This is a genomic window from Spongiibacter sp. (assembly GCF_984394615.1).
Genome location: NZ_CFHTQA010000038.1, coordinates 1 through 13,877 on the forward strand (window position 1 = coordinate 1; position 13,877 = coordinate 13,877).

Genomic DNA, 13,877 nt, shown 5'->3' on the forward strand with positions numbered 1-13,877 from the left:
TTGAGATTATTGCAGAAGCTGGCAAATAATTTTGGTCTTCTAGCTTGTTTGCTCAAAATTAGCCTAAGGAAGCTCTGCACAACTTCCCGCGCCATTCGCGCAAAACAGCACCATTTACTGTTTCGCCTTGTCTGTAGTCAGCCATATGGCTGACTACAGACGCACCTTCCCTACAAAGCCTGGTATTTCTCCGCTCTCAGCAGGTTGGTAAACGCCGAGAGGACATACAGGCGATTGGTGTTTTTCGCCAGTCCACGGTAACGAACCTTCCCATAACCAAACTGCTGCTTGATCGTCCGGAACGGATGCTCAACCTTCGCACGAACGCTGGCCTTTATCCCCTCCAGCATTTCCTGCAGCGGATCAGTCAGCTTGCTCCGGGTGCCGGGGCGTAGTGCTATGCGCCAATCGACATCCCGATCTGTAAATTCATCTCGCTTATGGATGCCGGTATAACCCGCATCACCCCAGACCCGCTGTTCTTCTCCATGAAGAAGCTGATCCGCCGCATTGAGATCATGCACATTCGCTGCTGTGGTTTCGGTCTGGTCGCCGGAGTACGAGCTGGGGATAGAGGCGATTGCCGAGGAGTTGGCGACGATTCTGCAGCACTGGCTGATTGACCACATTATGTCGGATGACCAGCAATACGCGCCGCTGGTGAAGCAGCGTCTGCTGGGGATTCAGCCGGACCAGCAGCAGAGCTGGGTGCAGCAGGCGGTGTCGCGGTATTTTCAATAATCGGGTCCACCACCTGCATTTCTTTTAGCACGCCCGTGCAGACGGTTGCGCTATTTCCGGCTTTCTTTTCTCAGCTTGTCCGCATCCTCTTTGCTGATGGGGTAGAACATGCCCAATCCGCAGGAGGGGCCGGGCATATAGCTGCTGCCCATGCTTTCCAGCACGGTGATGATGTCGACACTGCAAAGCTGATGCAGTGAGGTGCGGTACATGATGGGTTTGTTCCGCGACAGCCCCAGGCAGCGGTGCGGCAGGTCGTTGAGATAGACCTCGTTGCGGCCGGTGTAGAACAGTACGTTGTTGGCGTCGAGCACGACGGTCTCATCGATGCGATTCAATGACAGGCAGCGAACGGGCTCGCCGGTGGCCAGTTTGAGGTTGGGATTCGGCGCGGCGCTGTCTTCCGCCAGGACGGTGGTGCTTCCCGCAGCGGTGCAGAGGCTGAGCAGCAGCGTGGCAAGGCGTTGGCGTGTCATGGGCATTTCTCCATAGCGGTTCACGATAACTGAGCACCGAGTGTAGCAGGCTGCTGCGCAAAAGGGCGGCGATAGATTGTGATGCCATACGGCGCGCTAAGCGCTTGTTTGGCAAAGAATGTGCATAGGCAAAACCACACAATGATTTGCCGGGCTGGGGAGCCGCCGTGGTGTTGAACACGGCGATGTGCACCCTGCGGCAACGGCAAAAAATAAATGGTTCAGTGCAGGGTAAAGGCATGTATTCCGGTCATGAAGCCATGCTTTACTGTGCGTATTCGGCGCTGTGGTGCCGGCTCGTGCTTTGGGGGCAGGGATGACAATTCGTATTGCGATCAATCACAACACTTACTACAAATTTGACCGTCCAACCAAAATTTATCCGCATGTGATTCGCCTGCGGCCCGCGCCTCACAGCCGCACGCCGATTCGGGCCTACAGCCTGAAGGTGACGCCGGAAGAGCACTTCATCAACTGGCAGCAGGATGCCTTTGGCAACTATCTGGCGCGGCTGGTCTTCCCCGAAAAAGCGACAGAGCTGAGTATTGAGGTGGAAGTGATTGCCGACATGACGGTGATCAACCCCTTCGACTTTTTTGTGGAGGAGTACGCCGAGGCCTTCCCCTTTGAGTACCCCGATCAGCTGAAGAAAGAGCTGCTGCCGTATCTGGAGAAAAAACCTCAGGGACCGCTGTTCAAAAAGCTGCTGGCAGAGATCGACAAGCCCGAGGAGCGGCTGAACGATTTTCTGGTGAATACCAACCGTCGTATTCAGGAATTGGTGGAGTACAGCCTGCGCTTTGAGCCGGGGGTACAGAAGCCGGAGGAAACCCTGGAACTGGCGAAGGGTTCCTGCCGGGATTCCGCCTGGCTGCTGGTGCAGTTGCTGCGCCATGTGGGACTGGCGGCGCGCTTTGCCTCGGGCTATCTGGTGCAGCTGGCCTCCGATGAAAAATGTCTGGATGGCCCCAGCGGCCCGGAAGAAGATTTCACCGACCTGCACGCCTGGTGCGAGGTCTATATTCCCGGTGCGGGCTGGGTGGGGCTTGATCCGACCTCCGGCCTGTTTGCCAGTGAGGGCCATATTCCGCTGGCCTGTACGCCCGACCCGGTCTCGGCGGCGCCCATCGACGGCTTTACCGACGAATGTGAAGTGGAGTTTGACTACAGCAACGTCGTCACTCGGGTGCACGAAGATCCGCGTGTAACCAAGCCCTACAACGACGCCCAGTGGGCGGCGATTCTCAAACTGGGCGAGGATGTTGATAAGAAGCTGGTCGACAACGATGTGCGGCTGACCATGGGCGGCGAGCCGACCTTTGTGTCGGTGGACGATATGGAATCGGCCCAGTGGAATACCGAGGCGCTGGGCGCCGACAAGCTACGACTGGCGAAGACGCTGCTGCTGCGTCTGCGCGATCATTTTGCGCCCAAGGGCCTGCTGCATTATGGGCAGGGTAAATGGTATCCCGGTGAGGAAGTGCCGCGCTGGGCGCTGGGCCTGTTCTGGCGCACTGACGGCGAACCGCTGTGGTCGCGGCCGGAACTGCTGGCGCGGGTGGACAAGGATTACGGTCACGACTTGGCGCTGGCCAAGACTTTTGGCAAAAAGCTCACCAGCCGCCTGGGGCTGGATGCGCGCTTTCTGCAACCGACTTACGAAGACGCACTTTATTACCTGCTGCAAGAACAGAAAATTCCCCACAACCTCGAAAAGCTTGCCGCCAAAGCCAAGAATGATCTGACCCGGCGCCGACTGGTGCGGCTGCTGGAAACCGGCATGGATAAACCAGCGGGCTTTGTGTTGCCGCTGGAATGGGATTTGTTTGCCCAGTGCTGGCGCAGCTCGGTGTGGTCGGTGAAACGCGAGAAAGTCACTCTGTTGCCCGGCGATTCGCCGATGGGCTTGCGCCTGCCGCTGGATGAAATCATCGGTATTGATGAAGTGCCACGTGCGCCGGAACGCGACCCCTTTGAACCGCATCAGCCGCTGCTGAAGCGTGAGGCCTACACTGATGGCTCGGCGCATATGCCGGTGCCCGGCAGCGGCGTTGCCAGTACCAGTCCGCAACCCGCAGCGAAGCCCAGCGAGAAGCCCGCTGAAATAACCGGTGGCGGGTCGACATTGCCGATTCGCACTTCGCTGTGTGTGGAGCCCCGCGACGGCAAGCTGCACATCTTTATGCCGCCGCTTTACGCCTTGGAGCAGTACGTGGCGATTCTGGCGGTGCTGGAGGAAATCGCGGCCGAACTGAATGCACCGCTGATGATTGAGGGTTACGAGCCGCCGCGCGACCCGCGGGTGACCAAGCTGCTGGTCACGCCCGACCCCGGCGTAATCGAGGTGAATATTCATCCGGCGGGCAGTTGGCGCGAGCTGGTGGCGAACACCGAAGAGCTGTATCAGGCCGCGAAAGAATCGCGTCTGGCTACTGAGAAATTTATGCTCGACGGTCGCCATACCGGCACGGGCGGTGGCAACCATATTACGCTTGGCGGGCCAACGCCCGCCGACAGCCCGATACTGCGACGGCCCGATCTGCTGCGCAGTCTGGTGTCGTTCTGGCAGCATCACCCGAGCTTGTCCTACCTGTTCTCCAGCGCCTTTATCGGCCCGACCAGTCAGGCGCCCCGCGCCGACGAAGGCCGGGACGAAATGCTCTATGAAATGGAGATCGCCTTCCAGCAGATGCCCGACGGGCTGGCGGAGCAGCCCTGGCTGATCGACCGGCTGATGCGCAATCTGCTGATCGACGTGACCGGCAACACCCACCGCGCCGAGTTCTGTATCGATAAACTCTATGCGCCGGGCAGCCCGACTGGGCGACTGGGACTGCTGGAATTCCGTGGCTTTGAAATGCCGCCCCATGCGCGCATGTCGTTGGTGCAGGTGTTGCTGATTCGTGCCCTGATCGCGCGCTTCTGGGACGAGCCCTACCGCAAGCCGCTGGTGCGCTGGGGCACCTCGCTGCACGATAAATTTATGCTGCCGCACTATATCTGGGCGGACGTGATGGAAGTGGTCGCCGATCTGCGCCAGCGCGGCTATGACTTCGACAGCGACTGGCTGCTGCCCTTCGAGGAATTCCGTTTCCCCCATTATGGCCGCACGGTGATTAACGACATTGAGATCGAACTGCGCTGGGCGATTGAGCCCTGGCATGTGCTGGGTGAAGAAGTGGGCAGCTTTGGCACCGCGCGCTATGTAGATTCCTCGGTCGAGCGTTTGCAGGTGAAGGTAAGCGGGCTGACCGATGGCCGCTATGTGCTGGCCTGCAATGGCCGCCGGGTGCCGCTGCGGAGTACCGGTCGTCACGGCGAGTACGTGGCCGGGGTGCGCTACCGTGCCTGGGCGCCGCCGTCAGCGCTGCACCCCACGCTGGGTGTGCACACGCCGCTGGTGTTTGATTTGATTGATACCTGGAACGGTCGCTCGGTGGGTGGCTGTTCCTATCACGTTTCCCACCCCGGCGGTCGCAGCTACGATGTCTTCCCGGTGAACGCCTTCGAGGCCGAGTCGCGGCGCATTAACCGCTTTGATGTGACCAGCCACACGCCGGGGCCGTTTACCCCCAACCCTGATCTGGATGCTGTACGCGAGTTTTTTGAAACGCCGCCGCGCCCTATGTCACCGCCACCGGAAGAGTCACCGGGCGAATACCCTCACACGCTGGACCTGCGCCGCAAGGCCAACTGGATCGGTTAGTGGCTGGGAAGGCGTCAGCGAGGCTTGCGGAGTCGTCATCGCTGAGGCCTGAGTCATCTTGGGTCAGTTGTAGAGGGTGAGTTGTAGAGGGTGACTTGTAGAGAGTAAGTCAGCTCGCCCCGGCAGCACTGTTTTCCAGACTTTGCAGAAAGGGGCAGTCCTGTCGCGCTTGCTGCAGTGTGGCTTTGTAGAACTGCTGCACGGCGGCGATCTCTTCCTGACTCGATCCCCGGTAATTGCTGACGCCGTCGTCCCGGTCTTTAAGCGGGCTCAGGCGCCAGGCATTCTTGTATTTCTTCTTCATTGACGGGGCGAGCCTGGAGAGGTTTTCCGACGCCTTGAACTCGCAGGCTCTGATGGCCTCGCCACTTTGCGGGTCGACTGCGATCAAATTGCCGGACAGATGCAGTGCAAAGCTTGTCCGCATATTCAGCACATCGGTTTTGTCGGCGTACTCGCCAATCGTCACCGTGCCCAGCGACAGCAGCGTGGTGCGCACTTCGTCCTCAATCACGAACAGATCAACGCCATTGGCGGCGGCATAGTCGGCAAGCGCCTGCTGGGTCTGCACGTTGTAGTGCGGCATGAGTCGCTTCAGCTCGGTGTTCACTCCCCATGCCGGGCTGCTGTAGCCGGCGTTCAGTGTGGCGAGGTCGATCACCGGCAGCCGAATACCCAGTTTGACGGGGTTGCGGGCGAAGCTCTCCGGTCCGGCAATGCTGCGGGTAAATTCCTTCGCCCGGTCTTTGCCGTATCGTGTTTGGGCTCCTTGCACTCTGACCACCGGCGCAGAGTGACTGCCGGTGTCGAGAAAAACGGCCTTCTTATACGTGCCCGGCGGGATGGCTGTGGCGTTATCAAATCGTGAATAGGTCAGTTCTCGCCAGGTATTGCTAACGGCATTCGCCCATGGCGATGAGCAGGAGAGTGCGGTGATCAGCAATAGGGCGGTATGGGTGATTGGCTTCACGGTATGACCTCTATTAGCGACGGGCGAGCGGTAGGGCGTTGATACCCAGACTTTAATAAAACGCAGGCGGCACGCAAAGGCAATATCGCCGGGCCAGTGCTGGGATCCTGACAGGTCAATACAGCGGCATTGTGTCATGCGGCATTATTTTACTATAATGAGAATGATTGTTATTTGTGTGTCGTTTTCTTTTCCCGGATTCAAGGTCAGCCATGTCGGTTTCTCCGGCGGCGCAGAAGCAGTTCGGCGCCCTCTACAAGGATCATCATCCCTGGTTGCTGTCGCTGCTGCGACGGCGGCTGGGCTGTGATCACGATGCCGCCGATTTGGCTCAGGACGCGTTTATCCGTTTGATGCGACGTCCGCAGGTGTTGGAGGACGATTCGCCGCGCGCCTATCTGACCACGGTTGCCAAAGGCCTCTGCGTCGACCTTTGGCGTCGGCGTCAGGTGGAGCAGGCGTGGCGCGATGCAGTAGCGGCATGGCCGGAGTGGGTGATTCCCTCGCTGGAAGAGCAGGCCCTGGTGATCGAAACCCTCTATGAGGTCGACGCGATGCTGCGGCAGATGCCAGAGAAGGTGGCGGCCGCGTTTCTGATGTCGCGACTGGAGGGGCTGACGTACAGCGAGATTGCTAAGCGCCTTGCTGTGTCGGAGCGCAGCGTGAAGAAATATATGGCGCGAGCCATGTACGAGTGTGTGCTGTTGGAAGTGCAAGCGGACGAGGCCTTGATATGAGTCTGGGGCGGGAACAGCACCGCGCGCTTCGAGAGGCGTCCCAGTGGTATGCGCGTCTGGCCGACGAGCAGGTGGATAGCGATGCGGAGCGCGCCTGGCGACACTGGGTGGCCGCCGACGAGGCGAACCAGCGAGCCTGGCAATATATCGAAGCGGTTTCCCAACGCTTTGACGGTTTGCGCGATGTCGGCAACTCGCTGCCCGTTGGCGATACTCTCAAGCGCTTGCAGCGGCGTCGGCTGACCCGGCGCGGCTCGTTGAAGTGTATTGCTGCGCTGGGTGTCACGTCGGCGGCGACCTGGATGTTTGCGCCCTATGAACATTGGCTGGCCGGGGAGCGCACGGCAGTTGGCGAAGTGCGGCAGTTGTCGTTGATGGATGGCAGTCGCGTTTGGTTGAACACCGACAGCAGTCTGGACAGCGATTTAGGCGCCGGGCGCCGCCTGCTCAGCGTTCACCGCGGCGATGTGTTTGTTGAAGCGGTGGCAGGCAAGTCGCCCATGACGGTGTCGACAGCGGCCGCCGAGCTGAGTTGTGAGCACGGGCGGTTTGCGCTGCGCGGTGGCGGCGATGCTCAGGCACAAGTGCTGGCGGTGTATGACGGTCGCGTCGATCTGCGCACGCGTGGCGGTCAGGTACAGCAGCTTGCGGCGGGCCAGCAGTGCCGCTTCGGTCGCGATGCCATTGTGGCGGTGGAGGCTGCCGAGCCGCGTTACGAGGCCTGGACGCGTCGCCTGCTGCTGGCCCACGACGAGCCGCTGGGCGAGTTGCTGTCGGAGTTATCGCGCTACCGGCACGGCATTATTCATGTGTCGCCGGACGTGGCGGCGCTGCGGGTCACGGGATCATTTCCCACTTCAAATACCGATATGGCGCTGGAAATGCTCGGTGCCAGTCTGCCGATCCGCGTCGATGTACCGCTGCCGTGGTGGGTGAATGTCAGCGCGGCATGACTATTTGATATTAATTCTCATTTATTTTTGAGAATCGGTTCCCTTTTCTTGGGCTTCGTTCGATATCCCTACACAAGTCTCAGAAAAACAGGCCCTCAACAGCCCTGGAAAAGGAGTTACGGATGTTATTCAAACGCTTTCGCCCACACGGTGGATGCCAGGCATTGCTGCTTTCGACAGCAATGGGCCTGAGCGTCGCCGCGCCCTCTGTCATTGCGCAGCCAGCCGCTGCCAACCTCACACAGTTCTCGATTCCTGCCGGTGACCTCGGCAGTGCGGTAACCCGCTTTGCACAGCAGAGTGGCGTCTCGCTGAGCGTGGCAACGGAGCTGCTGGAAGGGCGCGAAACCGCCGGGCTGGACGGCAGCTACACACCGGAGCAAGCGTTGATGCTGCTGCTGCTGGGTGGCACGGGCCTGACGGCCAACCGCCAGGCCAATGGCAGCTACGTGCTGAGTGAAGCGCCAGCGTCGGCTGAGGCGATCGACCTGGGCGAAACCGTCATGCTGCAAAAGCTGGTGGTGTCCGCCTCGGGTTTTGAGCAGAAGATTACGGATGCACCGGCGAGTATTTCGGTGGTGGATCAGGAGGAATTGAAGAGCCGCCCCTATACCACTCTGCTAGATGTGGTGCGCGAGCTGGAAGGGGTGGACATTGGCGAGACCCGCGATAAAACCGGGCAGGGCACCGTCAGTATGCGCGGCATGGGCGCCGACTATACGCTGCTGCTGATCGACGGCCGCCGCCAGAACAATCACGGTGATATTTATCCCAACAACTTCGGTGGCAACCAGTTCAACCATATTCCGCCGCTGACCGCGATTGAACGCGTCGAGGTGATTCGCGGGCCGGCATCGACACTGTACGGCGCCGATGCACTGGGCGGGGTGATCAATGTGATCACCAAGAAAATTACTGACACCTGGACCGGCGGTATCAACTTCAGCCGCACTTTCCAGGAAGATGAAGCCTTCGGCGAAGACACCACTACCGATTTCAATGTGATGGGACCGCTGATTCCCGGCAAGCTGGGTTTGGCCGTGCGCGGCAGTGTCTACGATCGGGAAGCTTCCAACCCGGAATATGCGTCGGTTCGCGACCCTAACGGAGAGATCCACACTCGCTCGCTGGGCTTTGGCGGTGGCGGAAAAACCGTCGACAACACCAATAAATCCCTGGGCTTCCGCCTGAGCTGGACGCCAAGTGAGCGCCAGTCACTGGTCTTTGATTTCGATAAATCTGAGCAGAAATACGACAACACCCCCAGCGCTGACGGCAGCTTCCCACTGGGGACGGTAGACAGTATTGATCGACTGTTTGCCAGCAGCCCCCGCGCCGGTTACGCCGCCGAGCAGGAATTTACCCGCGACCAGTGGTCGCTGACCCACGAGGGTGACTGGGGTTTTGCTGACAGCACTGTCTCGCTGGCCTACATCGAAACGGCGAACCTCGGTCGTACCTTGCCACTGACTGCTACAGAGCGCGCCCTGCAGAAGGAGATTTTTGAGGGGACGGGCAGCTATGCCGGTCTGACTGAGGAAGAACGTCGGGAGATTATGGGCGACACCTTCCTGCCGCGTCCCAAACGCCAGATGGAAAGTAACCAGTACACGCTGGATGCGCGTTTGGATATTCCGCTGGAAAACCTCGCGGGTGAGCACATGCTGGTCGTGGGTGGCCAGTATATTGACGGCGAGCTGGAAGACGGTGTGTTCGGTATGGAAGGCGGCGACGAGGGCCGGGGTGTTGTTTCCGAACATAAGATGTATTCGCTGTTCGTCGAAGATAACTGGACGCCGATCACCCCGCTGACCATTACCGCCGGTGTGCGTTACGACGACCACAAGCAGTTCGGCAGCAATACCAGTCCGCGCCTCTACGGTGTGTACAGCCTGCACCCCGAATGGACGGTAAAAGGCGGCATCAGCACCGGTTATAAAACCCCGAAAACCACGGATCTGTATAACGGTATTACCGGCTTCGGCGGCCAGGGCACCAGCCCATTCGTCGGTAATCCAGACCTCAAGCCCGAGACCAGTGTGAATACCGAAGTTGCCTTGTACTGGGAGTCGCTGACCGCGCGCCACAACTTCAATATCACCTTCTTCCAGAATCAGTTCGAGGACAAGATTGTTCGCGGCGATGCGGTGCAATCCTGTGAGCAGACCGGGGGTGTGAAACCCTGTGCCAATCTTGGCGCCTATGAAGACCTGGGCTACGACGAGTACAGCCAGAATATCAATATTGACGAGGCTGAAATTCAGGGCGCGGAACTGGCCGGACGCTACCAGATTTCACCCAATCTGGCGCTGCGTATGAACTACACCTACACCGACAGCGAGCAGACCAGCGGTGCAGAAAAAGGCCTGCCGCTGACCAACAGTGCCGAGCATATGGCTAACACCACGCTGGACTGGCAGATCAATGACCGGGTTGACCTGTTCCTCACCTGGGAGCAGCGCTCCGACCGCTATCGCGGTACCGATAGCCAAGGCAGACCTTTGTACTATGAAGATTATCGCGTGCTGCATCTGGGCGGCTCGGTAGTGGTCAACGAATCCGTGACCATTCACGCGCGGGTGAACAATCTGCTGGATGAAGATTTCACCAGCTATAGCACCACCTATGACGACCTGAACGGAGACGGTGTTTACGAATACCTGACCGGCCGGGGCGTGACCAGTGAAGTGGTGTTTACCGATGACTACAACAACAAAGACAAGGCGCGAAATTTCTGGGTTGGCGTCAGTGTGACGTTCTAATCCATTCGTCTGTCTTTGAATGTGGCAGAGGCTGTTGACAGCCTCTGTCAGAACCCTGGGGCCAAGGCCCCCTATCGGCTCGGCATGTGTTGAGCCGTTTTGCGTTGTAACGAGAAGGAAAGCACGTTGCGTTTGAAAACCCTGGCATTAGGCACCGTGAGGCAGTGGCACTGGGTGAGTTCTGCCGTCTGTCTGGTGGGTATGCTCGGTTTCGCGATTACCGGCATCACACTCAATCATGCTGCGAGTATTCCCTCGACGCCGCAGGTTTACAGCCTGGAAGTGATGGTTCCCGACAGTCTGGTCGAGGACTTGAACACGCTGGCAGAGAAACCGGCCGGACTGCCCCGCGCGCTTCGGCAATGGCTGTCGCGGGAGCAGGCCCTGAGCTTGTCTCAGGGGCGCGCCGAATGGAGCGAAGACGAGCTCTATGTCGCCCTGCCCAGACCGGGTGGCGATGCCTGGCTGAGTCTGGATCTGTACAGCGGCGACTTGCTGTACGAGCGCACGGACCGTGGCTGGGTGGCTTACTTCAATGACCTGCACAAGGGGCGTGATACCGGCACCGCATGGAGCTGGTTTATCGATATTTTTGCCGGGGCCTGCGTGCTGTTCTCGCTTACGGGGCTGCTGCTATTGCAACGCCAGACACGCCACCGGCCGTTTACCTGGCCCGCCGTCGCGCTGGGTGTGTTGATTCCGTTTTTATTAATCATTCTGTTTGTTCACTAGTTGGGGAAAACCATGAGGAAAAAAGGCTTATGGCTGTGGGTGCTGCTGTGCTGCTCGACGGCCCACGCGGGAGAAAGCTGGCTGGATGTCGAACTGCCCACGATTGATGTGGCGGAGTACCACCGTCCCTATGTGGCTATATGGATTCAAGGCAAGGGCAGCCGCGATGTTCACAATGTGGCGGTGTGGTATCAGCTCCGTGACGGCAGTGAAAAAGGTGAAGAGTGGCTTAAGGACATGCGCCAGTGGTGGCGCCGCAGCGGTCGGGGGCTGGATATGCCGGTCGATGGCATCAGTGGTGCGACCAAGGCGCCGGGCCAGCACCGTGTTGAATTGAATGCTGCACTGCAGGCGCTGCCCGCCGGTGACTATCTGCTCAATGTTGAGGCGGCCCGGGAAGTGGGCGGTCGCGAGCTGCTGAAAATTCCCTTCAGCTGGCCTGCCAAGGCTGCCCAGTCGCTTTCCGCGCAGGGGGAGACCGAACTCGGCCGCCTGCAATTGCATCTCGAACCCTGATCTTTCCTATTCGCAAGAATGACCGAGGAGAAAAGCTATGAAACTCGTTAAACCCGCTCTGTTTGCACTGGCCTTCAGCTTGCCGATGGCGGCAGATGCTCACCGTGCCTGGTTTCTGCCTGCATCTACTGTGCTGTCGGGTGAGCAGCCTTGGGTGACAGTGGACGCCGCGGTATCCAACGATATTTTCTATACCGATCACGCGGCCATGCGCCTCAGTTCACTGGATATCACGGCCCCGGATGGCAGCAAGGTGAAGGCGGAGAATCCCCACACCGGCAAGCTGCGCAGCACCTTCGACCTGCAACTGAAGCAGGACGGCACCTACAAAATTGCCATTGCGGGAAGCGGCTTGCGCGCTCGCTGGGAAACCGCCGACGGCAAGCGGGCGTTCTGGCCCGGTCGCGGCCAGCAGCCCAAGCCCGGTGACTTTGAAAAAGCGGTACCCAAGGATGCAAAGAATCTGCAGGTCAGTTATTCATCGCGCCGCATCGAAACCTTTATCACGGCGGGACTGCCTTCCGAAAAAGCGCTGGCACCCAGCAACGACGGCCTTGAAATGCAGCCGATTTCTCACCCCAACGATCTGTTTGCCGGTGAAAAGGCCAGCTTCCGTTTTCTGATTGACGGCGAGCCTGCCAAAGGCGCCAGCGTCACCGTGATTCCCGCCGGTGTGCGTTACCGCAACAGCCAGGACGATATCACCGTGATCGCTGATGCCGACGGTGTCGCCAGTTTTGCCTGGCCTGCCGCAGGTCGCTACTGGTTAGAGGCTGAGTACAAAGACGGCAAGGCCAAGCCGCCGGCCACCGAGCGCAGCGGTGTTTACGTGGCAACCTTTGAGGTTCTGCCGCAGTAATCGCTGATGATCGACTGGCAAACGGTGTTCTACGCGCTATTCGCTGTTACGGCGTGGCTGTTGTTCACCTGGCAGTGTCTTCGGGCCTACCGACTGGCCCAGCCCAGTGAGGGTGACGGTCGGGGGGATGTGCTGGTGACCTACGCCAGCCAGAGTGGTCGCGCCCTGGGCATTGCTCAACGGCTGGCGACAAGCCTGCCTGACGGTGCGCGATTGCTGCCGCTGAACCGGCTGGATATCGATAGCTTGCAGTCTGCTCGTCAGCTTTACTGCATTGCCGCGACCTATGGTGAAGGCGAAGCGCCGGACAATGCCGCGCGCTTTCTCTCTCAGTTCACGCAGGCGGCGTTACCGGACCTGTCCTCGCTGCGCTATCAGGTGCTGGCGCTGGGCGACCGTGAGTACCCGCATTTCTGTGCTTACGGCCATCAGCTTGATGCGGCACTGGCAGGAGCCGGGGCGGAGTGCGCGGTCAATTGTGCAGAGATTGATTGCGGCACTGACCAGATGGCACAGGCGGTTGATCAGTGGCTGGGTGCGATTGTGGGGGAGGCTGTCACCGCAGAGGCCGCGCATGGCTACGGCGAGTTTTTGCCGTGGACCTTGCAGAGTCGGCGCTGTGTGAACGAGGGCAGCCCCGGCGCGCCGATGTATGCCCTGCGTTTATCGCCGCCAGCCACGCAGGCTGTGGACTGGCAGGCGGGCGCGATTGCGGAAATTCGCCTGTCCGGCTCGGCCATGCGCGCGCGGGAATACTCCATCGCCTCACTGCCGCAGAGCGAGTCAGTGGAGCTGCTGGTACGTTTGCAGTATGACGAACACGGGCAAGCGGGCATGGCATCCGGCTATCTCTGCGAGCAGATGGCGCTGGGGGAATATGTCGAACTCAAGCTGCGCGCCAACCCACTCTTTGCCACGCCGGAGGGCGATACGCCACTGATCCTTATCGGTGCGGGCTCCGGCCTTGCGGGACTGTGGGGACATCTCGAGGCGAGGCGACAGTCGGGCTATCGGCAGAACTGGCTGGTGTACGGCGAGCGCTCCCCGGCGTGTGACCGTCCCTACGCCGATCAGATTGCTGAGCTGGAGCGCGACGCTTACCTGCCGGGGCTGGATTTGTGCTTTTCACGAGCGGAGCAGAACGCCGCCTATGTTCAAGAGGTTCTGCGTCAGCGCGCGCTTGCGGTACAGGATTGGGTCTCGCGCGGCGCGGTGATTATGGTCTGTGGCAGCCGCGATGGAATGGCAGGCGGGGTCGACGCGGCACTGCGGGAGGTGCTGGGCACCGCCGGCGTCGAGCAATTGGAGAATGATGGCCGCTATCGCCGGGACGTTTATTGAAATGTGTTTGGCCTTATCAAACTCTGGCCGCAAGGGGCAGGGCGCGCGCTACCATGGTGCTTCATTGATGCTGTTGACCAGAGG

12 protein-coding genes are annotated in these 13,877 nt (G+C 59.7%); 9 read left to right on the forward strand and 3 right to left on the reverse strand.

The window, feature by feature from the left end; genetic code table 11:
- Positions 1-170: 170 nt before the first annotated feature.
- Positions 171-524 (reverse strand): transposase, encoded by a 354-nt coding sequence (locus AC5DB9_RS13010; protein ID WP_286855423.1) that lies wholly within the window; start codon positions 522-524, stop codon positions 171-173.
- Between the two features lie 10 nt (positions 525-534).
- Between AC5DB9_RS13010 and AC5DB9_RS13015 the strand changes: the two genes are divergently transcribed.
- Positions 535-741: a hemerythrin domain-containing protein gene (locus AC5DB9_RS13015; protein WP_272989521.1), complete on the forward strand. Its 207-nt coding sequence runs from the start codon at positions 535-537 to the stop codon at positions 739-741.
- 50 nt (positions 742-791) lie between these two features.
- Here AC5DB9_RS13015 and AC5DB9_RS13020 read toward each other — a convergent pair whose 3' ends face one another.
- Entirely contained in the window at positions 792-1,217 is a 426-nt protein-coding gene (locus tag AC5DB9_RS13020) for a DUF6491 family protein (protein WP_272989448.1), read from the reverse strand.
- Positions 1,218-1,533: 316 nt separating this feature from the next.
- Between AC5DB9_RS13020 and AC5DB9_RS13025 the strand changes: the two genes are divergently transcribed.
- Positions 1,534-4,923 carry a transglutaminase family protein gene (locus AC5DB9_RS13025; RefSeq protein WP_272989451.1) on the forward strand — a complete coding sequence of 1,130 codons (3,390 nt, stop codon included), beginning with the start codon at positions 1,534-1,536 and terminating at the stop codon, positions 4,921-4,923.
- Positions 4,924-5,032: 109 nt separating this feature from the next.
- Here AC5DB9_RS13025 and AC5DB9_RS13030 read toward each other — a convergent pair whose 3' ends face one another.
- Positions 5,033-5,893: a hypothetical protein gene (locus tag AC5DB9_RS13030; RefSeq protein WP_272989454.1), complete on the reverse strand. Its 861-nt coding sequence runs from the start codon at positions 5,891-5,893 to the stop codon at positions 5,033-5,035.
- 212 nt (positions 5,894-6,105) lie between these two features.
- Between AC5DB9_RS13030 and AC5DB9_RS13035 the strand changes: the two genes are divergently transcribed.
- From AC5DB9_RS13035 to AC5DB9_RS13065, 7 genes are all read left to right on the forward strand, one after another.
- Entirely contained in the window at positions 6,106-6,630 is a 525-nt protein-coding gene (locus AC5DB9_RS13035) for a sigma-70 family RNA polymerase sigma factor (RefSeq protein WP_272989457.1), read from the forward strand.
- Positions 6,627-7,583 (forward strand): FecR domain-containing protein, encoded by a 957-nt coding sequence (locus AC5DB9_RS13040; RefSeq protein WP_272989460.1) that lies wholly within the window; start codon positions 6,627-6,629, stop codon positions 7,581-7,583. Before AC5DB9_RS13035 ends, AC5DB9_RS13040 begins: the two co-directional genes overlap by 4 nt.
- Before the next feature lie 122 nt (positions 7,584-7,705).
- The gene (locus AC5DB9_RS13045) at positions 7,706-10,345 is read left to right on the forward strand and encodes a TonB-dependent receptor domain-containing protein (RefSeq protein ID WP_272989463.1); all 2,640 of its coding nucleotides are present in this window, start codon (positions 7,706-7,708) and stop codon (positions 10,343-10,345) included.
- Between the two features lie 126 nt (positions 10,346-10,471).
- On the forward strand, positions 10,472-11,077 hold the full coding sequence (locus tag AC5DB9_RS13050) for a PepSY-associated TM helix domain-containing protein (protein WP_272989465.1): 606 nt from the start codon (positions 10,472-10,474) through the stop codon (positions 11,075-11,077).
- Positions 11,078-11,089: 12 nt separating this feature from the next.
- A complete protein-coding gene (locus tag AC5DB9_RS13055; protein WP_022958076.1) occupies positions 11,090-11,593 on the forward strand; it encodes a DUF2271 domain-containing protein in 504 nt (167 codons plus the stop codon).
- Between the two features lie 37 nt (positions 11,594-11,630).
- Positions 11,631-12,452, forward strand: a complete 822-nt coding sequence (locus AC5DB9_RS13060; RefSeq protein WP_272989469.1) for a DUF4198 domain-containing protein — start codon at positions 11,631-11,633, stop codon at positions 12,450-12,452.
- 6 nt (positions 12,453-12,458) lie between these two features.
- Positions 12,459-13,793 (forward strand): sulfite reductase subunit alpha, encoded by a 1,335-nt coding sequence (locus tag AC5DB9_RS13065; RefSeq protein ID WP_272989474.1) that lies wholly within the window; start codon positions 12,459-12,461, stop codon positions 13,791-13,793.
- Positions 13,794-13,877: the final 84 nt, after the last annotated feature.